The organism is Cupriavidus sp. D39 (genome assembly GCF_026627925.1).
Lineage (GTDB): Bacteria > Pseudomonadota > Gammaproteobacteria > Burkholderiales > Burkholderiaceae > Cupriavidus > Cupriavidus ulmosensis.
The window spans coordinates 4,393,098-4,418,722 of record NZ_JAPNLE010000009.1 but is presented as its reverse complement, the minus strand read 5'-3'; the positions used below and the strand labels follow the sequence as shown (position 1 = coordinate 4,418,722).

At 67.4% G+C, this 25,625-nt stretch carries 15 protein-coding genes and 3 pseudogenes; 9 read left to right on the top strand and 9 right to left on the bottom strand.

The window, feature by feature from the left end:
• Positions 1-34 precede the first annotated feature (34 nt).
• The 5 genes from zwf to OMK73_RS32610 all read right to left on the bottom strand — a co-directional run bounded on the left by zwf (position 35) and on the right by OMK73_RS32610 (position 6,644).
• On the bottom strand, positions 35-1,525 hold the full coding sequence (gene zwf, locus OMK73_RS32630) for a glucose-6-phosphate dehydrogenase (protein ID WP_267605638.1): 1,491 nt from the start codon (positions 1,523-1,525) through the stop codon (positions 35-37).
• A gap of 68 nt (positions 1,526-1,593) precedes the next feature.
• Positions 1,594-2,538, bottom strand: coding sequence for an ABC transporter substrate-binding protein (locus tag OMK73_RS32625; RefSeq protein ID WP_267606598.1), 945 nt, complete (start codon positions 2,536-2,538; stop codon positions 1,594-1,596).
• 78 nt (positions 2,539-2,616) lie between these two features.
• Complete coding sequence (locus OMK73_RS32620) at positions 2,617-3,639, bottom strand: ABC transporter permease subunit (protein WP_267605637.1); 1,023 nt, start codon at positions 3,637-3,639, stop codon at positions 2,617-2,619.
• 91 nt (positions 3,640-3,730) lie between these two features.
• Positions 3,731-5,398 carry a sugar ABC transporter ATP-binding protein gene (locus OMK73_RS32615; RefSeq protein ID WP_267605636.1) on the bottom strand — a complete coding sequence of 556 codons (1,668 nt, stop codon included), beginning with the start codon at positions 5,396-5,398 and terminating at the stop codon, positions 3,731-3,733.
• The gene (locus tag OMK73_RS32610) at positions 5,385-6,644 is read right to left on the bottom strand and encodes an ROK family transcriptional regulator (protein ID WP_267605635.1); all 1,260 of its coding nucleotides are present in this window, start codon (positions 6,642-6,644) and stop codon (positions 5,385-5,387) included. The genes OMK73_RS32615 and OMK73_RS32610 overlap by 14 nt, the downstream gene beginning before the upstream one ends.
• 238 nt (positions 6,645-6,882) lie before the next feature.
• On the opposite strand from OMK73_RS32610, the gene OMK73_RS32605 reads away from it, so the two are divergent.
• The 5 genes and pseudogenes from OMK73_RS32605 (at position 6,883) to plsY (ending at position 11,887) form a co-directional block, all read left to right on the top strand.
• Positions 6,883-7,362 (top strand): methylated-DNA--[protein]-cysteine S-methyltransferase, encoded by a 480-nt coding sequence (locus OMK73_RS32605; protein ID WP_267605634.1) that lies wholly within the window; start codon positions 6,883-6,885, stop codon positions 7,360-7,362.
• On the top strand, positions 7,359-8,384 hold the full coding sequence (xerD, locus tag OMK73_RS32600) for a site-specific tyrosine recombinase XerD (RefSeq protein WP_267605633.1): 1,026 nt from the start codon (positions 7,359-7,361) through the stop codon (positions 8,382-8,384). Before OMK73_RS32605 ends, xerD begins: the two co-directional genes overlap by 4 nt.
• Before the next feature lie 39 nt (positions 8,385-8,423).
• Positions 8,424-8,914 (top strand): annotated as a pseudogene (locus OMK73_RS32595) (aminoacyl-tRNA deacylase).
• An 852-nt stretch (positions 8,915-9,766) separates the two neighbouring features.
• On the top strand, positions 9,767-11,017 hold the full coding sequence (locus tag OMK73_RS32590) for an IS256 family transposase (RefSeq protein ID WP_267605603.1): 1,251 nt from the start codon (positions 9,767-9,769) through the stop codon (positions 11,015-11,017).
• Positions 11,018-11,269: 252 nt separating this feature from the next.
• Positions 11,270-11,887, top strand: coding sequence for a glycerol-3-phosphate 1-O-acyltransferase PlsY (plsY, locus tag OMK73_RS32585; protein ID WP_267605632.1), 618 nt, complete (start codon positions 11,270-11,272; stop codon positions 11,885-11,887).
• A gap of 70 nt (positions 11,888-11,957) precedes the next feature.
• Here plsY and OMK73_RS32580 read toward each other — a convergent pair whose 3' ends face one another.
• The 3 genes and pseudogenes from OMK73_RS32580 to OMK73_RS32570 form a co-directional block, all read right to left on the bottom strand.
• Positions 11,958-12,251, bottom strand: coding sequence for a GYD domain-containing protein (locus OMK73_RS32580; protein WP_267605631.1), 294 nt, complete (start codon positions 12,249-12,251; stop codon positions 11,958-11,960).
• A gap of 208 nt (positions 12,252-12,459) precedes the next feature.
• Entirely contained in the window at positions 12,460-13,737 is a 1,278-nt protein-coding gene (locus OMK73_RS32575) for an ATP-binding protein (protein ID WP_267605630.1), read from the bottom strand.
• A pseudogene (locus tag OMK73_RS32570) lies at positions 13,734-14,464 on the bottom strand (response regulator). Before OMK73_RS32570 ends, OMK73_RS32575 begins: the two are co-directional and overlap by 4 nt.
• Before the next feature lie 331 nt (positions 14,465-14,795).
• On the opposite strand from OMK73_RS32570, the gene OMK73_RS32565 reads away from it, so the two are divergent.
• The 4 genes and pseudogenes from OMK73_RS32565 to OMK73_RS32550 all read left to right on the top strand — a co-directional run bounded on the left by OMK73_RS32565 (position 14,796) and on the right by OMK73_RS32550 (position 24,210).
• The gene (locus OMK73_RS32565) at positions 14,796-16,259 is read left to right on the top strand and encodes an MdtA/MuxA family multidrug efflux RND transporter periplasmic adaptor subunit (protein ID WP_267605629.1); all 1,464 of its coding nucleotides are present in this window, start codon (positions 14,796-14,798) and stop codon (positions 16,257-16,259) included.
• A gap of 9 nt (positions 16,260-16,268) precedes the next feature.
• Positions 16,269-19,408, top strand: a pseudogene (locus OMK73_RS32560) (MdtB/MuxB family multidrug efflux RND transporter permease subunit).
• Positions 19,408-22,710, top strand: a complete 3,303-nt coding sequence (locus OMK73_RS32555; RefSeq protein WP_267605628.1) for an efflux RND transporter permease subunit — start codon at positions 19,408-19,410, stop codon at positions 22,708-22,710. Before OMK73_RS32560 ends, OMK73_RS32555 begins: the two are co-directional and overlap by 1 nt.
• The gene (locus OMK73_RS32550; RefSeq protein ID WP_267605627.1) at positions 22,711-24,210 is read left to right on the top strand and encodes an efflux transporter outer membrane subunit; all 1,500 of its coding nucleotides are present in this window, start codon (positions 22,711-22,713) and stop codon (positions 24,208-24,210) included.
• 29 nt (positions 24,211-24,239) lie between these two features.
• Here OMK73_RS32550 and OMK73_RS32545 read toward each other — a convergent pair whose 3' ends face one another.
• A complete protein-coding gene (locus OMK73_RS32545; protein WP_324291788.1) occupies positions 24,240-25,574 on the bottom strand; it encodes a sensor histidine kinase in 1,335 nt (444 codons plus the stop codon).
• Positions 25,575-25,625 lie beyond the last annotated feature (51 nt).

The following is a 25,625-nucleotide window of genomic DNA, read 5'->3' as shown; positions in this document are numbered from 1 at the left end:
AATCGCCAGTGCGCCGGTATGCTTCAAACGTGCTTCACAGCTCTTCGTGCCAGACCGCGCCATCGCGCGACGGCAGCGCGCTCGAGGCCGCGGGCCCCCAGGTGCCCGCGGTGTAGAGCTTGGGTGCGAGATTGCTCTGCGCCCAGGCCTGCTGGATCGGCGCGACCCAGCGCCAGGCCTGCGCCTGCTCGTCGCGCCGCACGAACAGCCCGAGCCGCCCGCGGATCACGTCGAGCAGCAGCCGCTCGTAAGCGCCGGTCTTGCGCTCGTTGCGATTGCCCTGCCCGCGCGGCAGCATGCGTTGCAGGTCCAGCGTGGCGGGCTGCAGCGCCTGCGTGTCGCCGGGATGCTTGACCAGGAAATGCAGGCGGATGCTTTCCTCCGGCTGCAGCGTGATCACCAGCCGGTTGCCGGGCTCATGGTCCAGCGGACGCGGGAACAGCGAGTACGGCACGTCGCGGAACTGGATCACGATCTCGGCCACGCGCGACTGCATGCGCTTGCCGGTGCGCAGGTAGAACGGCACGCCGGCCCAGCGCCAGTTGGCGATCTCCGCCTTGATGGCGACGAAGGTCTCGGTCTGGCTGTCGGGCGAGATGGCGGGTTCGTTCACGTAGCCCGGCACCGCGTCGCCAGCGGCCGCGCCGCGGCAGTATTGCCCGCGCACCACTTTCTCGGCGACCTCGTTCAGCTCGATGGGCTTGAGCGCCTTGAGGATCTTCAGCTTTTCGTCGCGGATCGCGTCTTCCGACAGGCTCGCCGGCGGCTCCATCGCCACCATGCACAGCAACTGCAGCAGGTGGTTCTGCACCATGTCGCGCAGCGCGCCGATGCCGTCGTAGAATGCGCCGCGCTTTTCCACGCCGATTTCCTCGGCGATGGTGATCTGCACATCGCGCACCCACTCGCGCCGCCACAGCGGTTCGAACAGGACATTGCCAAAGCGCATCGCCATCAGGTTCTGCACCGACTCCTTGCCCAGGTAATGATCGATGCGGTAGATCTGGTCCTCGGCAAAATGGCGCGCCACCGCGGAGTTGATGGCATCGGACGAGGCCAGGTCGTGGCCCAGCGGCTTTTCCAGCACGATGCGCACGCCTGCGTGGTTCAGGCCAGTGCGGGCCAGCTGCTCGCAGATCGGCACGAACAGCTGCGGGCCGGTGGCCAGGTAGAAGACCACCACCGGCGCGGCGCGCGCGCGCACCAGCTCGGCAAGGGAATCGAAGCCCTCCGGCGCGTTGGCGTCCACCTGCAGGTAGAGGATGCGCGCGACAAAGGCCTGCCAGGCTTCGGCCGCGGCGGCAGCGGGCAGCGCGGGACGCACCTTGGACTCCAGCATGGCCAGGTAGGCGTCCTGGCCGAGCGGCTGGCTGCCGAGCGCGAGGATGCGCCCGCGCGGGTGCAGCGAGCCCACGCAGTGCGCATCGAACAGCGCCGGCAGCAGCTTGCGCGTGGCGAGGTCGCCGGTGCCGCCGAACAGCACGAAGTCGAATTCGGGGACTGCGCCTACAGCATTGTTTGGCATGGTTTCACCAGTCGGTTGGTCGGTTGTCGGGTGATTCGGTTGTCAGTTGAGCGCGGACCGCTGCCCGGCTAGCGCGGCGCGGCCCAGCCCTTGTACTCGTTCACATTGGCTCGCGTAACCAGTGTAGGCGGCAGCAGCACGGTGCGGCTTGCGGGCGCCTTGCCATTCATCAGCCCCACGCCGATCTCCACCGCGGTGCGCGCAATGGCCCACGGGTCCTGGCTGGCCGAGGCCTGCACCAGGGTGTTGGCCTTGAGCGCTGCCTCGATATCGGGCGCGCCGTCGACCGAGGCAATCAGGATGCCGCGCCGGTTCAGCTGGCGCGCGGCCAGGTCGGCGCCGACCGCCTGCGGGTCGTTGATGGTGAAGACCGCGTCGACCTTCGGGAAGCGGGTCAGGTAAAGCTGCATGACGTTGAGCCCGCCCTCGCGCGAGCCCTTGCCGTCCTGGTCGTCGGAGAGCACGTGGATGCCGGGGTGCTTGCCCAACACCGTCTTGCAGCCCTTCACGCGATCCAGCACGGCGGACACCGGCGGGCCATTCTGGATGATCAGGTTGCCGCGCCCGCCCAGCCGCTCGGCGAGGAAGGCGCAGGCCAGCTCGCCGGCCTGCGTGTTGTCGGTCTGCACCGTGGCGTCGGCGCCCGCTGCCGCCACGTCCACCGCCACCACCACGATGCCGGCCTTGCGGGCCTTCTTCACCGCGGGCTCGATGGCGCGCGCGTCGGCCGCGTTGATCAGGATCAGGTCCACCTTCGACACGATAAAGCTGTCGATATGCGAGAACTGCTTGTTGAGGTCATAGTCGGCGGACAGCACCGTGACCTTGGCGTCCGGGTTGATCTTCCTGGCCGCGGCTTCAGCGCCGCGCGCCAGCGCAACGAAGTACGGATTGCCGAGCGAGCCGAGCGTAACGCCGACTTTCTTCAGCGGCCGTTGCGCGGCGGGCGCCGATGCGGATTCCGGCGCGCCCTGTGCGGCGGCGCCGGTGCATAGCACGCTCGTTGCGCTCATTGCCGCCAGCGCCAATGCCGCGAGGTAAAGCTTTGACATGTCGTCTCTCCAGTAGCCGATGATTGGGCCGCGCTCGCTTCAGGTGCGCGCCGAGCCCTTGCGGCGATAGCTGTCGAGCGCCACCGCGCCAATGATCACCAGGCCCTTGATGATGTACTGCCAGATATCGGACACGCCCAGCAGCACCAGCCCGTTGGACAGCACCGCGATGATCAGTGCTCCGACCAGCGTGCCGACGATGGAGCCGGTGCCGCCCACAAAGCTGGTGCCGCCCAGGATGACCGCGGCAATGGCATCGAGTTCGTAGGACTGGCCCAGCTGCAGCCCGTTGGCCGCGTACAAGCGCGCGGAAGACATCACGCCGCCCAGCCCCGCCAGCAGCCCGGACACCGCGTACACGAACAGCAGCACGACCCACACCTTGATGCCGGACAGCCGCGCCGCCTCGGCATTGCCGCCCACCGCGTAGATCTGCAAACCCAGCACGGTACGGCGCAGCACGAACCACGACACCGCCACCACGGCAAAGGCGATGATCACCAGCCAGGGCACGCCCAGCACTTCGCCGTTGCCGATAAAGGCAAAGCCGATATCCGGGTTGTAGATGGTGCTGTCGTTGCCGACCAGCCGCGCCAGCCCGCGCACCGCCGTCAGCGTGCCCAGTGTGACGATGAACGGCGGCAGTTTCATGAAAGCCACCAACGCGCCGTTGACGATGCCGAACAGCAGGCCGCACAGGAGCGCGGCCGGCACGCTCAGCATGCCGAGCTGCGGCATCAGCGACACCAGCATCGCCACCACCGCCGAGATCGACAGGATGGAGCCCACCGACAAATCGATGCCGCCGGTCAGGATCACGAAGGTCATGCCCGCGGCCAGCACCATGTTGATGGAGGCTTGCTGCGCGATGATCGACAGGTTCTGCCAGCCGGCGAAGTTTTCGGTCAGCACCGTGAAGCCGATGCACAGCAGCACCAGCACGGGCAGCATGCCGAGCGCGCGCAGTCGCTCCTGGGTGGTGAGGCGGCCGAGGGTGGCGACCGGCAATGACGCGCCAGCGGTAGGGGCGGGCGCGGTGGAACGGGTGATGGATTCATGCATGGTTGTCTCCTGCGCCGGCGGCTCTCGGGGAGTTGCAGGCCGGCGTCGATATCCTTGTCTCTTGCGGGTGGCGCGAAGGTTGTGCCCGGTCTCAATGCAGCGTGATGCTGGTTGCGTTGCCGGCGGCAGGCAGCGGAGCGTCGGCCCATGCGGGCGCCGGCTGCGCCGCCGCGCCGGTGGCCAGCGCGATGATGCGCTCCTGGGTTTCGGCCGCGCTCTTGGCCGGGCGCACTTCGCCGGCCAGCGCGCCTTCGCGCATGACCAGCACGCGGTCGCACAGGCCCACCACTTCGGGCAGCTCGCTGGAGATCATCAGGATCGCCACGCCGCTCTCGGCCAGCGCGTTGATCAGCCGGTAAATCTCCGACTTGGCCCCGATGTCCACGCCGCGCGTGGGCTCATCCAGGATCAGCACGCGCGGCTGGATTTCCAGCAAGCGCGACAGCATCACCTTCTGCTGGTTGCCGCCCGACAACGCGCCCACGTTGACCTGCGCATGCGCCACGCGGATGCCCAGGGTGTCGATGGCCTCTGTCGTGCGGCGGCGCGCGGCGGGCCGGTTCAGGCGGCCGAGGCCGAGCGCGTCGCGCGCGGCCACGATCAGGTTGATGTTCTCGTGCACGCTCTGGTCCAGGAACAGGCCTTGCAGCTTGCGGTCCTCGGTCAGGTAGGCAATGCCGGCATCGATGGCCTGGCGCGGGCCACCGGCCGGCAGCGTGACCAGCCCGCCGGGGCTCGCCGGGTTGGCAATAAGCACCTCGCCGCGCGTGCGCACTTCTGCGCCAAACACCAGCCGCGCCAGCTCCGTGCGGCCCGCGCCGACCAGGCCTGCCAGCCCGAGCACCTCGCCGGCGCGCAGGTCGAAGCTGCAGCCCTTGACGCGGCGGCCGTCGGCCACATCGCGCACGGACAGCATCACGTCGCGCTCCAGCGCCTGGCCGTGCGTCTTGGTATAGAAGCCCGACAGGTCCCGCCCCACCATCATCTTGACCAGCGCTGCCTGCGACAGGTGCGCGCGGTCCAGCGTGCCGACGAAGCAGCCGTCGCGCAGCACGGTCACGCGATCGGCCAGCTCGTCGATCTCGGCCATGCGGTGGCTGATATAGAGGATCGCCATGCCTTCGCCCCGCAGCTGGCGGATCAGCGCGAACAGGCGATCCGTCTCGTGCGTGGACAGCGGCGTGGTGGGCTCGTCCATCACCAGGATGCGTGCCTCGAAGTGCACGGCCCGCGCGATTTCCACCAGCTGGCGCTGCGCGATCGACAGGCTCGCCACGCTCGCCACGGGCGAGAAATCCGCGCCGAGCCTGGCCAGCGTGGGCGCGCAGGCGCGCGCCATGTCGCCACGCGCCACTAGCCCGCGGCGCTGCAGGGCGCGGCCCAGGTAGATGTTCTCGGCCACGCTCAGGTTGGGCGCCAGGCTCAGCTCCTGGTAGATCACCGCGACGCCGAGGTCGCGCGCGGATTGCGGGCCGTCGATCTGCACCCGTTGCCCGTCGATATCGCATTCGCCGCCGGGGTCCGCCGTGTAGGCGCCGGACAGGATCTTCATCAGCGTCGACTTGCCCGCGCCGTTCTCGCCCATCAGGGCGTGGACCTCGCCGGCGTAGGCCGTGAGCTCGACATTGCGCAGCGCGCGCACGCCGGGGAAGGTCTTGCAGATATTGCGCAGCGCCAGCAGCGGCGCCTTGGTGGACGTATCGGGTGAAACAGCCGGAACAAGCGGTACGGACAAATCAGACGAATCAGACGATGGCATGGTTGGCCTCCGGAATCATGGCGGATGCGCCTTTGAGCATGTCGGCCCGCGGCGAGAAATTCATGAACATCGGCAGCGACGCGGCGCCGACCGCGCCGGCGTTGGCGCCAAAGCAGCCGCGCACCACGCGTGGCGGGCGCCGTGCCTCGGGCGCGCCGTCGTCCAGTTCGCCCTGCAGGCGCTCGATCAGCGCCTGCACCAGGCCGCCGTCGATATCGGCATCGAGGATGATCAGCGGCACGTCGAGCACCGCCAGCGCGGATTGCATCGCGGGCGCCAGCGCGTCGATGCAGTCGTCGAGCCACTCCGCCACCGCCGGATGCTGGCCGCGCACCTGCGCCTCCAGGTCGGCATGGCTGTCGATGGCCACGCCGTGGTGGCGCAGGTGGCGCGTCAGCGCGTTGAGCGAGGCGCGCGCCAGCAGGATGTCGCGCCGCTTGCCGGTGCGCGGCGCCGAGGCAAGCAGGCTCGGCTGCACCGGCATCATGCCGATATCGCCGGCATTGCCCGACACGCCGCGCACGCAGTCGCCGTTGAGCGCCACGCCGCCGCCAATCGCCGGGCCAACGAAGACATAGAGGAAACTCTGCGCGTGGTGGCTGCCATAGAACAGCTCGGCCACGGCGGCGGCGGTGCCGTCGTTCTCGCCAAATACCGGCAGCCCCGTGGCATCCGACAGCTCGGCGGCGAAGTCCACCGCATCCCAGGCACGGAAGGTGGCCTGCGATGCCTCATCCTGCAGGTCCAGCTCGCGCAGCCAGGCGCCGAGGTTGTAGGGCTGGGCCACGCCGATGCCGAGCAGGCGCTTGCGCTCGGCCGGCGTGAGCAGCGCGCGCAGCGCGGCCACGTCGTCGCGCACCAGCGCCAGCGCTTGTTCCGGATGCGGCAGGACCATCTGGTGGGCGCGGCTGGCGAGGATCTCACCACCAAAATCCACCATCACGCATTCGATGCTGCCGCGATCCAGCCGGACCCCGATGCCGAACGCGCCCTTGGGCTGCAGGCGGATCAGGCTGGCCGGCTGGCCGCGCTGCCCGTCCTGGCGGCGGCCAGCCACATGGATCAGGCCATCCTCGGTGAGCGTCTGCACGATGCTGCCCACCGCGGTGTTGGTGAGCTGCGCGATGCGGGCGAGATCCGCCTTGGACGCTTCTCCGGCATGCCGCAGCGCCAGCAGGAGCGCGCGCTCGTTGTACAGCCGCAAACTGGCGGAATTCACGCCGCGGCCGCCCTTGGCACTGTTCATATCGTCTCCGGATGTTGTTCTGGGCGCCGGTTGCATCACCTGGAGCGGTGTGTTGCGGCGCCGTTGCTGCATTAATTAATTCATGTTGAATTAAATATTAAGGCGAGGCAGAACTCAAGGAAGGGGAAACCCCAGTCAAGCGGTTGCATTGCCCCATGGAAGCGCCCTGCACGCCACCGGGCATCCCAAGGGGCGCCGCCATGCTCTAAAATCCAGGCTCGCGCTTCCCACCCCTGCCATGGACTCCATCTTCGACGCCATCCTCCAAGCCCCTTTCGGCAAGATCGGCGTGCGCACCGACGGCGAATTCGTCCGCGAGATCGTCTACCTGCCCGAGAGCATGCGGCTCGTCGAACCCGCCAACGCGGTCACGCAACGCCTGGCGCGACAGCTCGAGGCCTACTACGCCGATCCGGATGCGCGCTTCGACATCCCGCTGGCGCCGGTCGGCAGCGCGTTCCAGCGCCGGGTCTGGCAAGCGATATCGAGCGTGCCGCGCGGCAAGGTCACCACCTATGGCGCGGTGGCGCGGCAGATCGCCAGCGCGCCGCGCGCGGTCGGGCAGGCGTGCGGTGCGAATTTCTTCCCGCTGGTGATTCCCTGCCATCGCGTGGTTGACGCCAGCGGCATCGGCGGCTTTGCCAACCATGACGGCGATGGCTTCTACCTTGACATCAAACGCTGGTTGCTGCGCCATGAAGGGGTGATGCTCGCATGAACGACATCGCGCGGATTGACGAGGGCGACGATAACAACGGTCGCGACGATCACGACGATCTCGACGACATCGAAGCCGACAACGACAACGACACCCTCGGCGCCGAAGCCGAGGACAGCCCCGCCCTCGTCGCCGACCTGGCCCTCGTCGACCGGTTCTGCGACGCGCTGTGGCTGGAGGACGGCCTGGCGCGCAACACCATCGACGCCTACCGGCGCGACCTGGCGCTGCTGTCGCGCTGGCTGCATGCGTCGGACACCTGCGCGCTGCTGGCGGTGGACGACACCGCCCTCAACGGCTACTTCGCCTCGCGCCACCTGGAGACCCGCGCCTCGTCGGCCAACCGGCGGCTGACAGTGTTCAAGCGCTTTTTCCAGTGGGCGCTGCGTGAACACATGATTACGGCCGATCCCTGCCTGCTGTTGCGCCCGGCCAAGCAGCCCCCGCGCTTTCCCAAGACGCTGACCGAGGCGCAGGTCGAGGCGCTGCTGGAAACACCGGACACCGCCACGCCGCTCGGCCTGCGCGACCGCACCATGCTGGAGCTGATGTATGCCAGCGGCCTGCGCGTGTCCGAGCTCACGCAGATGAAGACCATCGAGATTGGCCTGAACGAGGGCGTGGCCCGCGTGGTGGGCGGCAAGGGCAACAAGGAACGCCTGGTGCCGTTTGGCACGGAGGCCGGCGACTGGCTGCGCCGCTACCTGGCCGAAGGCCGCCCCGCGCTGCTGGGAGAGCGCGCCTGCGAAGCGCTGTTCGTCACCCAGCGCGGCGAGGGCATGACGCGTCAGGCCTTCTGGCACCTGATCAAGCGCCACGCGCGCGATGCCGAGATCTACGCGCCGCTGTCCCCGCATACCTTGCGGCACGCCTTTGCCACCCACCTGCTCAACCACGGCGCCGACCTGCGCGTGGTGCAGTTGCTGCTGGGGCACGCCGATATTTCCACCACGCAGATTTATACGCACGTGGCGCGCGAGCGCCTGCGCGATCTGCACCAGCATCACCATCCGCGCGGCTAGGCGCGGCTAGTTTTTTGCGCGGTCTATGCGATCCATCCCATGAGTAAATCGAAGCACGTTTCAGAAACCCCCGCCACCCAGTTCCTCAAGCAGCATGGCGTTGCCTTTGGCGAGCATGCCTATGACTACGTCGAGCATGGCGGCACCGGCGAATCCGCGCGCCAGCTCGGCGTGGAGGAGCACGCGGTGATCAAGACCCTGGTCATGGAAGACGAGAAGGCGCAGCCGCTGATTGTGCTGATGCATGGGGACTGCTCGGTGTCGACCAAGAACCTGGCGCGCCAGACCGGGCGCAAGAGCGTGCAGCCGTGCAAGCCGGAGGTGGCGCAGCGGCATAGCGGGTATCTGGTGGGGGGACGTCGCCGTTTGGGACGCGCAAGCGGATGCCGGTTTTTGTTGAGGCTGGTGTGTTGGCGCTGGAGCGGATTTACATCAATGGGGGGCGCAGGGGGTATCTGGTCAGTATTGATCCGCAGGTATTGAAGACGTTGGTGGGGGCGGAGGTGGTGGAGTGTGCGTTGAGGGACTAGGAAGGGCTCTGGGGCGGTGTTTGAGCGGCGTTGGCCCTTGGACCCAAAAGCCGTAGATATCGCCCTGCGGGGTTGGTCGCTGTTTATTTCGTCGGCGATGGCTGTTGAACCCAAAAGCCATACGACATCCCCCTGCGGGGGCTGCCGGTCACTCTTCTTTGCGCGGCAAAGAAGACTAACGAGAAGAAAGCCGCCCTGCCGGGAGCAGAGCAATAAGGCTCTCGAATCTCGGTGGTTTCGTCGTACGGCCCAGAGTGCCGGCTGGCATCTGCCGGTACTGGCTTGACCGGCCACGAACCTGCCAGCCTCCCGGATTCACGGTGGGGCCCCCGGTAGCAGACATCACTTGCTTCAAGCCGTCTGTCGCTCGCGGAGTGGCCGGCCACGAAGTTGCAGGCGCACCGGTTCCGTCGTGGGCGCGGTGGCACTGGATTGATAAGCCCGAGACCTTGACCACCGCGCCCGCCCCACCACGAAACCATTGACGAGGGATGTGTCGTGGTGCTTCGCGCCGGTAACGGCAGATTGGCGAATGGGCAAGGATTCCGCTACCGGGAGCCCCACGACGAAAACCATGGGTCATGCCATTGCGATGCCCTACGAGCCGGTAACGGCAGATGTCAGCAGTACTGTGGCCGTACGACGAAACCAGCGTCCTGCGCACTCGCGATTGCTCTGCGCCCGGCAGGGTCGGCTTTCTTCTCGTTAGTCTTGTTTGCCGACGCAAAGAAGAGTGACCGGCAGCCCCCGCAGGGGGATGTCGTATGGCTGTTGGGTTCAACTGCCATCGCCCACGAAGGGCCTGTACGGGATTTTGTGTGCAGGGCATAACATGTCGACAAGGAGCATGTAATGCCACGCAAACCAAAGGCCATACCCAGGGACCTTCCGACCATCCCTAAGGAGCTGATCGATCAGTTCGTTAAAGGTCCGATGACTGCTGAGGCGGTGCAAGACGCCGCCATGGCGTTCAAGAAGGCCCTGATCGAGCGGGCGATGGGCGCGGAGCTGGGCCATCACCTGGGCTACCCGGCGGGTGCCGAGCGCCCCGAGGATGCAACCAACCAGCGCAATGGCTCCAGCGCCAAGACCGTGCTTACGGACACGGGACCCTTGCGGCTGGCGATCCCGCGCGACCGCGACGGCAGCTTCGCGCCCATCCTGATTCCCAAGCACGACCGGCGTTTTACTGGCTTTGACGACAAGATCATCGCCATGTATGCGCGCGGCATGACGGTACGCGAGATCCAGGCGTTCCTGGTCGAGCAGTATGGCACTGAGGTGTCGCCCGCGTTCATCAGCTCGGTAACGGATGCGGTCATGGAGGAAGTCACCGCCTGGCAGGCCCGTCCATTGGAGGTCATGTACCCGGTCGTGTTCTTCGACGCGCTGCGGGTCAAGATGCGCGAGGATGGCGTCGTGCGCAGCAAGGCGGTCTATCTGGCGCTGGGCGTGCTGCCCGATGGCACGCGTGACATCCTGGGCCTGTGGATCGAGACCACCGAAGGGGCAAAGTTCTGGATGAAGGTGTTCAACGACCTGAAGACGCGAGGCACCCAAGACATCCTGATCGCGGTGACCGACGGCTTGAAGGGCATGGAGCAGGCCCTGAACGCGGTGTTCCCGAGCACGACACTGCAGACTTGTGTCGTGCATCTGATACGCGGCAGCCTGGACTACGCGAGCTGGAAGGACCGCCGTGTGGTGGCGGCCGCGCTCAAGCCTGTCTACACGGCTGCCACGGTTGAGGCCGCCGAGGCGGCGCTGTTGGCCTTCGAGCAAAGCGACTGGGGCAAGCGCTACCCACCGATTGCAGCCTCCTGGCATCGCGCCTGGGACCGGGTGATTCCATTCTTTGCGTTCCCGCCGGCCATCCGCAAGATCATCTACACCACGAATGCCATCGATAGCATCAACGCGCAACTGCGTAAGATTATCAAGACCCGCGGGCACTTCCCGAGCGATGAAGCGGCCACCAAACTGCTGTGGCTAGCCTTGCGCAACATCACCGGCAAGTGGGGCAGCGCCACGCACGACTGGAAAGCCGCCATGAACCAGTTCGCGATCCTCTACGAGGATCGCTTCACACAACCCCATCGCTGAGATAGGATCAAAGGCCTGCCTGCCGGGCAGCCTGCCCGGCAGGCAGGTTTTTAGCCTTGCACACAAAAATCCTGACACCCCCCACGAAATAAACAGCGACCAACCCCGCAAAGCGACGTCGTACGGCTGTTGGGCGCAAACGCCACCGCGGCTCCAAGAAACAGCGCCCCCCATCCCCTCTCCGGGAAGTCCCCAAAGAAATCACCCCCTTCCACGCTACAATCCCGCCAGCCTCAAATCCCCGGTTCCCACATGGCCAATCTGATTTCTGCCCTAGCCGCTTACCTGATCGGCTCCATTTCCTTTGCCGTCGTGGTCAGCAAGGCCATGCGCCTGCCCGATCCGCATACCTATGGATCCGGCAATCCCGGCGCGACCAACGTGCTGCGCAGCGGCAACAAGAAAGCCGCCATCCTCACGCTGATCGGCGATGCACTGAAGGGCTGGCTGGCGGTCTGGCTGGCGCAGCGCTTCGGCCCGGCCTACGGCGTCGACGACACGGGCATCGCGCTGGTGGCGGTGGCGGTGTTCCTGGGGCACCTGTTCCCGGTGTTCTTCCGCTTTGCGGGCGGCAAGGGCGTGGCCACCGCGGCCGGCATCCTGTTTGCCATCGACCCGCTGCTGGGCGCGGGCACGCTGGCGACCTGGCTGATCGTCGCCTTCTTCTTCCGCTACTCGTCGCTGGCGGCGCTGGTGTCGGCCATCTTCGCGCCCTTCTTCTATGTGCTGATGTCGGGCGTGGACGTGATCGCCGGCGCGGTCTTCGTGATCAGCGTGCTGCTGGTGGTTCGCCATCGCCAGAATATCGGCAAGCTGCTGGCGGGCAAGGAAAGCCGCATCGGGGAAAAGAAGAAGGTGCCCGGCGCCTGAACGCAGGACGCATCCCTGCCATAAAGAAAGCCCGCGATGCGGGCTTTCTTTATGGCGTGCCAGTGCGCGGTTACGGCATCTTGCTGAGGATGCCATTCATCTCATCCATGGAGAAGGCTCGCAGCGTCTGGGTACGGACGTTGCCTGCCATGCCCAGGGAGAGGCCAAATGCAGTCATGGTGGCCTCGTCGGGCGCGGTGAAGGTCACGACGAGATCGTATTGCCCGAGCGTCCAGTAGATATCTTTCATCTCAATGCCGCTTTTCTTAGCCATTTCTCGAACGGCCGCGGCGCGTTTGGTTGTGTCCTTTACGGTACGGATTCCCTGGTCGGTGAAGTTTAAGAGGGCGACAAAAGTTGCCATAATGCGTCTCCTGATCAACTGGAATGGCACTACGCGTTGCCTACGCGCACAGAGCAACTACTTGCAGCAATCTACGTACCACGTGAGCCGCCGTCTGGCTCGCGTGGCCATCACGTCATGCGCAGCCCCCCGTGACGAGGCAATCCGCCGGAAAGTGTTCCAGGATTGATACGCTTTTTGGGACTGCCCGGCAGCATCGGGCCGTCTTTCAGGCCGCCTGCGCCAGCGCCGTGAACGGAAATATCATTTCCACCCGCAGTCCGCCCTCGGCACGGTTCTCCAGCACGAGCCGGCCGCCCGCCTGGCGCACCAGCCGGTCGACGATGGCCAGGCCCAGGCCCGAATGCGCGTTGCCGCCGCGCGCCGGGTCCAGCCGCACGAACGGCAGGGTGACCTTTTCCATGGCCTCCGGCGGAATGCCTTCGCCATGGTCTTCGACCACCATGTGCCAGCCATCGGCCTGGCGCGCGGTGCTCAGCAGCACTGGCGCTGCCCCATAGGCATAGGCGTTGTCGACCAGGTTGCCAACGATGCGGTCGAGCTGGGTGGCGATCATGCGGAAGCCCTCGCCCGCCATCAGCGAGATCTCCACCGACTTGTCCTGCTCAGCCAGCGAGGCGGCCAGCTCGCCGATGCGGCGATCGACCGGCACCGGCCGCGCTGCGGGTTCGCCGCTCTGGGCAAAGGTCAGGAACTGCTCGACGATGGCGGACATCGACTCGACATCGCGCGTGACGCCGGCCGCCGCCTTGGGGTCGGCCAGCATCTCGGCGCGCAGCCGCAGCCGCGCCAGCGGCGTCTTCAGATCGTGGGCGATGCCGGCAAGCATCGTATTGCGCTCCTGGTCGATGCGGGTCAGGTCGGCCATCATGCGGTTGAAGCGCACGATCAGCTGCCGCAGCTCGTGCGGGCCGCGCTCGCGCAGCGGCTTGACGGTGTGCTGGCGCGACAACTGCTCGGCCGCCGCGGCCATGTCGCGCACCGGACGCTGGATCTGCCAGGCAATCAGCAAGGCCACCGCCATGGCCACGCCGACCACCAGGATCACGCCAGGCAGCAGGCGGTTGTCGGGCGGCGGGTTGACCACCCACAGCGCCGGCATCGCGATCCAGTCCTGCCGGTGCGGCAGCTTGACCCAGATGCGCGTAGTCTGTTCTTCCTCGAGCCGCACCTGGGTACCCGGCGGCATGCGCTGCGAGAACTGCTCGACCAGCCGGCGCGCCCGCCCCTTGGCAGCCACGGTGTGCTCGGCCGCGCTGGCCTCGCTGGCCACCTCCACCAGGCTTGGCAGTTTGACGGGTGGCTGCGCGGCGAGCGCGCGCTGGATGCTCTCGAACTGGAACATCATCTGATCGACGGAGTAATCCACCTGTTGCTGGCGGCGATCCATGCGCAAAATGGCGAGCCAGGAGAAATGGCTCAGCACCAGCACCGCCGCGATAAGCAGCGCGATGCGTCCGAACAACGTATCGATGCGCAGTTTCATTGGGGAATGTCTTCGGCTTCGTCGGGCACGAAGGTGTAACCGCGCCCCGCACCGTCTGGATGTAGCGGGGACGCTGGGCGTCTTCGTCGAGCAGGCGGCGCAGGCGCCAGATCTGGACGTCGATGCCGCGGTCGCTGATGCCACTCGCGGTGCCGTACATCAGCTCCACGATGCGCTCGCGCGACAGCACCTCAAGCGGGTGCATCAACAGCAGCTTGAGCAGCGCGAACTCGGTATCGCTGATCGCCACCGGGTCGCCGCCCCGCACCAGCGAGCGCTGGCGGAAGTTGACCCGGAATGCCCCGAAGGCCATGCCCTCGCGGTCTTCCGGCGCGGCCGCCGGGCGGGCCAGCTTGCGGCGCAGCACGGCGTTGATCCGGGCCAGCAGCTCGCGCGGCGAGAACGGCTTGCCGAGATAATCGTCAGCGCCGATCTCCAGCCCGACGATGCGATCGATCTCGTCGCTGCGCGCGGTCAGCAGGATCACGGGAATGTCGTCGTTCTTGGCCCGCAGGTTGCGCAGCGCGGTCAGGCCATCCACCTTGGGCATCATCAGGTCGAGCACGATCAGGGCGGGGCGCTCGCGCTCCAGGCGTGCCTGCAAGCCTTCGCCATCGTGCAGCACCGACACGGCAAAGCCCTGCTGGGTGAGGTATTCGCGCAGCAGGTCGCGGAGTTCGGGATCGTCGTCGACGACGAGGATCTGGGTAGGCTGATTGGCTCGCATAGGCAGATGATAGCTAGGCTGGGCGCGGCAATCCGGGCGAATTGTTTCAAGGCATTACACCCAGCCTGCTGGTAATGATCTGTAAGAATGGCTGCCCGCGCTGAAACATAGGCGCAGACAAGGCGCATTATGCTTCGCTTATGTTGCCGTTGCCGGCGGTCGCCGGACGAAGACGGCCCCGCCCGACGCCGCCCGGCTGACGCAAAACTGCGTCTGACACCGCGTGCTGCCAGCGGCACGTGCCGACGGCGATGCGGCATACTTCTGCCCCTCATACCCCGAAAATCGTTCACGCGCGTTATTGCTGACGCGTTGCTCCCAGGATCCGGTCATGGCCAACCCCGAAGAACATCAACCGGCTAAGCTGCCACCACCGCCCAAGGCTGCCTCGCGCCGCCGCAAACTGATCGCCACCGCGCTGATCCTCCTGCTGGCCGGCGGCGGCTGGTATTGGTACAAGCATCGTACTCCCGCCGCCGCCGCCCCGGGCGCGCCCGGCGCTGGTGCTCCCGGCGGCCCCAATGGCGGCCGTGGTGGCCCCGGCGGCCCCGGCGGCCAACGCTCGCCCGTGGTGGTCAGCACCGTGGCCCAGCGTAATATGGATGTCATCCTCAACGGCCTGGGCAATGTCACGCCCGTGGCCAATGTGACCGTGAGGGTCCAGGTGTCGGGGCCTCTGCTCAAGGTCCTGTTCAAGGAGGGCCAGATGGTCAAGGCCGGCGACGTGCTTGCCGAGATCGACCCCCGCCCGTTCCAGGCCACGCTGGACCAGGCCGTGGGCACGCTGGCGCGAGACCGCGCCTTGCTGGAAAATGCCCGCCTGGACCAGAAGCGCTACCGCACCCTGCTCGGCCAGGACTCCATCTCCAGCCAGCAGGTCGACACCCAGGACGCCCTGGTGCGCCAGTACGAAGGCGTGGTCAAGACCGACCAGGCCAACGTGGACAGCGCCCGCCTGCAACTGGGCTACACCCGCATCCTGGCGCCGGCCTCCGGTCGCATCGGCCTGCGCCAGGTCGACCCGGGCAATATCGTCAGCACCAGCGACACCAACGGCATCGCGCTGATCACCCAGATCCAGCCGATCGCGGTGCTCTATACCATTCCTGAAGACAACCTGCCGTCGGTGCTCAAGCGCCTGCACGCCGGCGAGACCATCCCGGTCCAGGCCTGGGACCGCCAGGCGCGCAACCGCCTGGCCGAGGGCACGCTGCTGACCACCGACAACCAGATCGACACCACCACCGGCACGGTCAAGCTCAAGGCGATCTTCCAGAATCAGGACGGCCTGCTGTTCCCGAACCAGTTCGTCAACCTGCGCACGCGCGTGGACACGATCGAGAACGCTACCGTGGTACCCGTGGCGGCCATCCAGCGCGGCCAGCAAGGCACCTTTGTCTATGTGGTGGACGACAGCAGCAAGGTCAAGGTCCAGGTTGTCGCGCTCGGCCCGAGCGACGGCGAGCGCACCGTGGTGAGCAAGGGCCTGCAGCCCGGCCAGCGCGTGGTGATCGACGGCGCCGACCGGCTCAAGGAAGGCATGACGGTGGAAGCCGTGGACCCGGCAGCGCGCGCTGCCGCGCTGGTGCCGGCCAGCGCACCGCGCGGGCGCGGACGGCGTCGCGACGGTGGCGCCAGCGGCGCGGCCGGCGCCTCCGGCGTGCCGGGCGCCTCGGCTGCCTCCGGCGTGCTCGGCGAAGGCCGGCGTCACCGCGACGGCGCGAGCGCGGCAGCAACGGATGGCGGTGGCGGCGCTGGTGCCCCGGCGGGCGCGGCGCCCCAGCGGCCACAGTAAGGACCCAGCATGAATCCCTCACGCCTGTTCATCGAGCGGCCGGTCGCCACCGCGCTGCTGATGGTCGCCATCCTGCTGTCGGGCCTGGTGGCCTTCAGGCTGCTGCCGCTGTCGGCGCTGCCGGAGGTCGACTACCCGACCATCCAGGTCACCACGCTGTACCCGGGCGCCAGCCCGGATGTGATGACCTCGTCCATCACGGCGCCACTGGAGCGCCAGTTCGGCCAGATGCCGGGCTTGAAGCAGATGTCGTCGTCGTCCTCGGGCGGCGCCTCGGTGATCACGCTGCAGTTCGAGCTGACGCTGTCGCTGGACGTGGCCGAGCAAGAGGTGCAGGCCGCCATCAACGCCGGCGGCAACCTGCTGCCGGCGGACTTGCCGATGCCGCCGGTGTACAGCAAGGTCAACCCGGCCGACGCGCCGATCATGACGCTGGCCATGACGTCCGACACCATGCCGCTGCCCAAGCTGCAGGATATGGTGGACACGCGCGTGGCGCAGAAGATCTCGCAGCTGCAGGGCGTGGGGCTGGTGAGCATCAGCGGCGGGCAACGCCCGGCGGTGCGCATCCAGGCCAACCCGACCGCGCTGGCCGCGCTCGGCATGTCGATCGACGACCTGCGCACGGCGATCGGCAGCGCCAACGTCAACGGCGCCAAGGGCAGCTTCGACGGCCCCGCGCGCGCCTCCACCATCGACGCCAACGACCAGCTCAAGTCCGCCGACGAGTACCGCCAGATCATCGTCGGCTACCAGAACGGCGCGCCGATCCGCATCACCGATGTGGCCAACATCATCGACGGGCCCGAGAACAGCCGCCTGGCGGCCTGGGCCAACGACAAGCCGGCCATCGTGCTGAGCATCCAGCGCCAGCCCGGCGCCAATGTGATCGAGGTGGTGGACCGCATCAAGGCCCTGCTGCCGCAATTGCAGAACGCGCTGCCGGCCTCGGTCAAGGTGCAGTTGCTGACCGACCGCACCACCACCATCCGCGCCTCGGTGCGCGACGTGGAGTTCGAGCTGCTGCTGGCCGTCGCGCTGGTGGTGATGGTGATCTTCGTCTTCCTGCGCAATGTGCCCGCCACCATCATCCCGGGCGTGGCGGTGCCGCTGTCGCTGGTAGGCACCTTCGGCGTGATGTACCTGGCGGGCTTCTCGATCAATAACCTGACGCTGATGGCGCTGACCATCGCCACCGGCTTCGTGGTGGACGATGCGATCGTGATGATCGAGAACATCATGCGCTACATCGAGAAAGGCGATCCGCCCATGGAGGCGGCGCTCAAGGGATCCAAGCAGATTGGCTTCACCATCATCTCGCTGACGTTCTCGCTGGTGGCCGTGCTGATCCCGCTGCTGTTCATGGGCGATGTGGTGGGACGCCTGTTCCGCGAGTTCGCCATCACGCTGGCGGTCTCGATCCTGATCTCGGCGGTGGTCTCGCTGACGCTCACGCCGATGATGTGCGCGCGCCTGCTGCACCATGTGCCCGAGGAGAAGCAGTCGCGCTTCCATCTCGCCACCGGCCGCTTCTTCGACAACGTGATCGCCAGCTACGGGCGCGCCCTGGATTGGGTACTGGACCGCCAGAAGACCACCCTGCTGGTCGCCATCGGCACGCTGGTGCTGACCGTGCTGCTGTACATGCTGGTGCCCAAGGGCTTCTTCCCGGTGCAGGACACCGGCGTGATCCAGGGTATTACCGAGGCTTCCCAGACCACCTCGTTCCCGGCCATGGCGCTCAAGCAGCAAGCGGTGGCGAAGGTGGTGCTGGAAGATCCGGCAGTGGAAAGCCTGTCCTCCTTCATCGGCGTGGACGGCACCAACACCACGCTCAATGCCGGGCGCCTGCTGATCAACCTGAAGCCAAAGGATGCGCGCAGCGATTCCATCGAGGACGTGACGCGCCGGTTGCAGGCCGCGGTCGACAAGCTCGGCGGCGTCTCGCTCTACACCCAGCCTGTGCAGGACCTGACCATCGAGGACCGCGTCTCCCGCACCCAGTACCAGTTCACCGTGCAGGACCCGGACCCGGCGACGCTGGCCACCTGGGTGCCAAGGCTGGTCGAGCGCCTGAAGCAGGAGCCCGAATTGCGCGACGTGGCCAGCGACCAGCAGAACAACGGCCTGCGCGCCTATGTGGATATCGATCGCGACGCCGCGGCGCGCTTCGGCATCACCACCGCGGTGATCGACAGCGCGCTGTACAGCGCCTTCGGCCAGCGCCTGGTGTCGACCATCTTCACGCAGTCGAGCCAGTACCGCGTGGTGCTGGAGGCCATGCCGCAGTTCCGCACCGATCCACAGTCGCTGGCGGAGCTGCGCCTGCCCTCCTCCTCCGGGGGCAGGTGCCGCTGGGCGCGTTCGCGCACATCAGCGAGCGCACCGGCCCGCTGGTGATCAACCACCAGGGCCAGTTCCCCTCCGCCACCATCTCGTTCAACCTGGCCTCCGGCGAATCGCTCGGCGCCGCCGTCGACAAGATCACCAAGGTGGAGCAGGAAATCGGCCTGCCGATTTCGATGCAGACCGATTTCCAGGGTGCCGCGCTGGCCTTCCGCGCTTCGCTGTCCAACACGCTGTGGCTGATCCTGGCCGCGGTGATCACGATGTACATCGTGCTGGGCGTGCTCTATGAGAGCACCATCCACCCGGTGACCATCCTCTCCACCCTGCCGTCGGCCGGCGTGGGCGCGCTGCTGGCGCTGCTGGTGTCGGGCCAGGACCTGGGCATCATCGCGATCATCGGCATCATCCTGCTGATCGGTATCGTCAAGAAGAACGCCATCATGATGATCGACTTCGCGCTGGAAGCCGAGCGCGAGGGCGGCATGAAACCGCGCGACGCGATCTTCCAGGCCTGCCTGCTGCGTTTCCGCCCGATCCTGATGACTACCATGGCGGCACTGCTGGCCGCGCTGCCGCTGATGCTGGGCACCGGTATCGGCTCCGAGCTGCGCCGCCCGCTGGGCATCACCATGGTGGGCGGGCTGTTGGTCAGCCAGGTGCTGACGCTGTTCACCACGCCGGTGATCTACCTGGCGTTCGACAGCGTGGCAGCACGCCTCAAGGACTGGCGCCGGCGCCGGTATGGCGACACCGGCGGCGGCGATGAAACCGGCGGCCCCGCACCCGAGCCGAGGCCGTGATGAACCTGTCGGCCACCTTTATCCATCGCCCGGTCGCCACCGCGCTGCTGACCATCGGCATCCTGCTGGCCGGGCTGGCGGCGCTGCGGCTGCTGCCGGTCTCGCCGCTGCCGCAGGTGGATTTCCCCACCATCTCGGTGTCCGCCTCCTTGCCCGGTGCCAGCCCCGAGACCATGGCCGCTACCGTGGCCACGCCGCTGGAGCGCGCCCTGGGCGCCATCGCCGGCGTGACGGAGATCACCTCCAGCAGCTCGCTGGGTTCGACCCGCGTCACGATGCAGTTCGAGCTCTCGCGCGACATCGACGGCGCCGCGCGCGACGTGCAGGCCGCCATCAATGCCTCGCGCGCCACGCTGCCCACCAGCCTGCCGAGCAATCCGACATACCGCAAGGTCAACCCGGCCGACGCGCCGATCATGATCATCGCGCTGACCTCGCCCACCATGACGCGCGGCCAGCTCTACGACGCGGCCTCGACCATCCTGGCGCAGAAGATGTCGCAGATCGAGGGCGTGGGCCAGGTCACCATCGGCGGCTCGTCGCTGCCGGCGGTGCGGGTGGAGCTCAACCCCACGGCGCTCAACAAGTACGGCATCTCGCTGGAGGATGTGCGCAACACCATCAGCGCCACCAATGCCAACCGCCCGCTCGGCACGCTGGAAAACGCCACCACCAACTGGCAGGTCTACGCCAACGACCAGGCCATGAAGGCGGCGGACTACATGCCGCTGATCGTCCGCTACGCCACCCCCGGCACCTTCTCGTCGGCCTCGGCCGGCGCGCTGATCGCCAGCACGGCCAACGCTGCCGCGGGCGGTGGCGTCAGCACCAAGACCGTCAACGGCGTCACCACCACCACGCTGACCACCAGCAGCGGCACCACCACCATTTCCACCGGCGCCACCGGCGGCAACGCCACCAGCCGCGGCCCGAACGCCTTCTCGGTACCGGTGCGGCTGGCCGACGTGGCCAACGTGACCGACTCGGTGCAGGACATCCGCAATGCCGGCTCCGCCAACGGCCAGCCCTCGGTGCTGCTGGTGCTCAACCGCTCGCCCGGCGCCAACATCATCGAAACCGTCGACCGTGTGACCGCGATGCTGCCGTCGCTGCAGCAGATGATTCCGTCTGCCATCAAGATGGAAGTGATGATGGACCGCACCCCCACCATCCGCGGTTCGCTGCGCGAGGTGGAGCGCACGCTGATGATCTCGGTGGCGCTGGTGATCATGGTGGTGTTCCTGTTCCTGCGCAATGTGCGCGCCACGCTGATTCCCAGCGTGGCGGTGCCGGTGTCGCTGATCGGCACCTTCTCGGTGATGTACCTGGCGGGCTTCTCGCTCAACAACCTGTCGCTGATGGCGCTGACCATCGCCACCGGCTTCGTGGTCGATGACGCCATCGTGGTGCTGGAGAATATCTCGCGCCATGTCGAGGAGGGTATGAAGCCGCTCGAAGCCGCGCTCAGGGGCTCGCGCGAGGTGGGCTTCACGGTGCTGTCGATGAGCCTGTCGCTGATCGCGGTATTCATCCCGCTGCTGATGATGGGCGGCATCGTCGGACGCCTGTTCCAAGAGTTCGCCATCACCCTGTCGGTGGCGATCCTGGTGTCGCTGGTGGTCTCGCTGACCGCCACGCCGATGATGTGCGCGCGGCTGCTCAAACCGGTACGCCCCGAGAAGCAAGGCCGTTTCTACCGCGCCAGCGAGCGCGTGTTCACCTGGATGCACGACGGGTACTCGCGCACGCTGGCGGTGGCACTGCGCCACAGCGCGCTGGTGTGGCTGGTGCTGCTGGCGACCATCGGCCTCAATGTCTGGCTCTACACCATCGTGCCCAAGGGCTTTTTCCCGCAGCAGGATACCGGGCGCCTGATCGGCTTTATCCGCGCCGACCAGGCCACCTCGTTCCAGGCCATGCGCCCCAAGCTCGATAACTTCATCAAGATCGTGCAGTCCGACCCGGCGGTGGTTAACGTGACCGGCTTTACCGGCGGCTCGCAGCGCAATACCGGCCAGATGTTCGTCACGCTCAAGCCGATCTCCGAGCGCGAATCGGCCGACGCCATCGTGGCCCGGCTGCGCGTCAAGCTGGCCAAGGAGCCCGGCGCCAGCCTGTTCCTGACCTCGGTGCAGGACATCCGCATCGGTGGCCGGCAGAGCAGCTCGGCCTACCAGTTCACGCTGCAGTCGGACGACCTCGACGTATTGCGCGAGTGGGAGCCCAAGGTCCGTGCGGCCATCTCCAACCTCAAGGGGCTGGAAGACGTGGACACCGACACCAACGACAAGGGCCTGCAGACCTCAGTCATCATCGACCGCGATACCGCGTCCAAGCTCGGCGTCACCGCGCAGCAGATCGATGCCGTGCTCAACGACGCCTTTGGCCAGCGCCTGGTGTCCACCATCTACAACCCGCTCAACCAGTATCGGGTGGTGATGGAGCTCAGCCCCGAGTACCTTCAGGGCCCGCATGCGCTCCAGGATATCTATGTGGTCACCGGTGGCGGCAAGCGGGTGCCGCTGTCGGCGTTCGCGCGCTTCGCGCCCACAAGCACGCCACTGGGCGTCAACCACCAGGGCCAGTTCGCCGCTTCCACCATTTCCTTCAACCTTGCCGAAGGGGTCTCGCTGTCGCAGGCCACCGACGCGGTCAAGGCGGAGATGGCGCGCATCGGCGTGCCGGAGACGCTGCAGGCCAATTTCCAGGGCAGCGCCAAGGCCTTCCAGGATTCGCTCAAGAGCCAGCCGCTGCTGATCCTGGCCGCGCTGATCACCATCTATATCGTGCTCGGCATGTTGTACGAGAGCTATGTGCATCCGCTCACCATCCTGTCCACGCTGCCGTCCGCCGGCGTGGGCGCGCTGCTGGCGCTGCTGGCCTCGGGCACGGATTTCAGCATCATCGCGCTGATCGGCGTGATCCTGCTGATCGGCATCGTCAAGAAGAACGCCATCATGATGATCGACTTCGCCATCGACGCCGAGCGGCGCGAGGGCCTGTCGCCGCACGACGCCATCTACCGTGCGTGCCTGCTGCGCTTCCGCCCCATCCTGATGACCACCATGGCCGCCCTGCTCGGCGCCATCCCGCTGGCGATCGGCCACGGCGACGGCGCCGAGCTGCGCGCGCCGCTGGGCATCTCCATCGTCGGCGGGCTGGTGGTCAGCCAGTTGCTGACGCTGTACACGACGCCCGTGGTGTACCTGACGCTGGACCGCTGGCGCCTGAAGGTGAAAGCCTGGCGCCAGCGCCGCTCCGCCCTGCCTCCGGCCACGGCCACGGCCAGCCTCGAACCCTGAATGCGATCCATGAACGCTTTTCTCCGCCTCCCTACCCTCTCCCTTTCGGCGACCGCGCTGACGGTAGCCTGCGCCGTGCTGCTGGGCGGCTGCGCCGTGGGTCCCGACTACAAGCGGCCCGACGCACCGTCCACCCCGGCCTTCAAGGAAGCACCCGCCGACACCTCGCAGTGGGGCGAGTGGAAACAGGCCGAGCCGCAGGATGCCAGCGCGCGCAGCAACTGGTGGGCGGTGTTCAACGATCCGCAGCTCGACGCGCTGATGGCGCAGGTGAAGGTGTCGAACCAGAACATCAAGGCCGCCGAGGCACAGTACCGGCAGGCCGCCGCCGCGCTGCAATCGGCGCGCGCGGGCTATTTCCCCACGGTGGGCGCCTCCGCCGCGCTCGACCGCGCGCGCGGCAGCAACGGCCAGATCGGCAACGGGCAGAGCGCCTCGCTGTCGGCCAGCTGGGAAATCGATGTGTGGGGCCGCGTGCGCAGGCAGGTGGAAAGCAGCGAAGCCAGCGCGCAGGCCAGCCAGGCCGACCTGGCCTCGACGCTGTTGTCCACGCAGGCTACGCTCGCGCAAAGCTACTTCCTGCTGCGCATCGCCGATCAGCAGAAGGCTTTGCTGGACCGCACGGTGGTCGACTACGAAAAATCCCTGCAGCTGGTACGCAACCAGTACGCGGCCGGCACCGCCCAGCGCTCCGACGTGCTGCAATCCGAGACCCAGCTCAAGTCCGCCCAGGCGCAGCAGATCGATATCCAGATCACGCGCGCGCAGCTCGAGCACGCCCTGGCCATCCTGACCGGCCGGCCACCAGCCGACCTCTCCATCGCGCCGCAGGACTACGCCGCCGCCGTGCCGCGCGTACCCATCGCGGTGCCGTCCGCGCTGCTGGAGCGCCGGCCCGATATCGGCGCGGCCGAGCGCCGCATGGCCGCGGCCAACGCCCAGATTGGCGTGGCGCAGGCGGCTTATTACCCGACGCTGTCGCTGTCGGCCACCGGCGGGCTTTCCGCCAGCACGCTGGCGCGCTGGCTGTCGCTGCCGGACCGCGTGTGGTCGATCGGCCCGGCGCTGGCCGGCACGCTGTTCGACGGCGGCCTGCGCAGCGCGGCCAAGGCGCAAGCGGTGGCCGCCTACGACCAGGCCGTGGCCAACTACCGCCAGACGGTGCTAGCCGCGTTCCAGGAAGTCGAGGACAACCTGGCCGCCGCCCGGCTGCTGGAGCAGGAATTCGCGGTGCAGAACGACGCGCTGCGCTCCGCGCGCGATGCGCTGGCGCTGGTCAACAACCGCTACCGCGCCGGTACCGCCAGCCTGCTGGATGTGCTGACCGCGCAGACTACGGCTTATACGGCCGAGCGCACCGCGCTGACCATTGCAGGCCGCCAGTACACGACCAGCTCGGTGCTGATCAAGGCGCTGGGTGGCGGGTGGCATATCGAGACGGATAGCGCGTCGAATACGGCGCCGGCTGGCACGGCGCCCGGCGGCTCGGCAACGCAATAGCGCGTAGCCATGGGAGCCTTGCCGCCGCACTATGCCGGCGGGAAGCACACCCGCACCAGCAGGCCCTTGCCCCGCGCCCCATCCAGCAGCGCCAGCGAGGCGCCATGCGCGGCAGCGATATCGCGCACGATGGTGAGGCCAAGCCCCGAGCCCGCGGGCGCCGCCTCACCAGGCGCCTTCAAACCCGCCGCCTTGCCACGATAGAACGGCTCCAGCACCGCCGCGCGTTCCGCGACGGGAATGCCGGGGCCGTCGTCCTCCACTTCCAGCACCACGGCTTCGCCAGCGCGCAAGACACGCGCCGTGACCACGCCGCCCGATGGCGTATAGCGCAGCGCGTTGTCGACCAGGTTGGTCACCAGCTCGTGCAGCAGGTCGGTACCGAGCACTTGCTGCACGCACTCGCCCTCGAAGCCCAGGTCGATGCGGCGCGTGCGCGCGGCGGGCGTGAGTTCGAGGCAGACCTCTTTCACCAACGCCGCGAGATCCAGCGCGCGCGGCGCCTCGGCCCCGCCGTGCGCCGCGCGCGCCATCGACAGCAGGCGGTCGGCCAGCGCGGCCATGCGCGCGGTGCTGTCGGCCAGGCCCTGCGCGATGCGCCGCTGCTCGTCGGGATCGTGCTCGCGCGCGGCCAGCTGGGCTTGCGTGTGCAGCACCGCGAGCGGCGTGCGCAGCTGGTGGGCGGCGTCGGCGATAAAGCGGCGCTGCGCGGCGAGCACCTGTTCCAGCCGCGCCATATAGCCGTTCATGGCCACCACCAGCGGCGCGGCCTCGCGCGGGGCGCTGTCAAGCGACAGCGGCGTGGTGGCGCCGGGCTGGCGTTGCGCCACCTCTTCGCGCAGCGCATCGAGGGGCGCCAGCGCGCGCCGCGTGAACAGCCAGATCACCAGCACCGCGGCCAGCACCAGCATCAGCTGGCCCCACAGCACGTCGAACAGGATGTTGCGCGTCAGCGCCTGGCGCGAGTCGAGGGTTTCGCCGACCTCGATCAAGGCCATGCCGCCGTGCGTGCCGCTGGCGTCCATCACCGGCTGGCGCAGCGCGGCGATGCGGATCGGCTGGCCACGGTACGTGCGGTCGTAGAAGCTCACCAGCGCGGGATACAGCTTGGTGCGCGGCTGGCTGGCATCGAACGGCGGCAGGTCGTCGTAGCCCGAGACGAACTCGCCATGCACGCCGCTGACGCGGTAGAACATGGTGGCGTTCATGCCCACCTCGAAGGTATCGAGCGAGATGTACGGCACGTCCACGCGCACGCCTTCCGGGGTGAGCGTGATGCGCTCGGAGATATTGCGCGCCGATGCCAGCAAGGTGCGATCATAGGCCTGGTCGGCGGATTCCAGCGCATTGGAGTAAGCCACCACGCCGTAGTACGGCCTGCAGCACCAGCATGGGCGGGATCAGCCACCACAGCA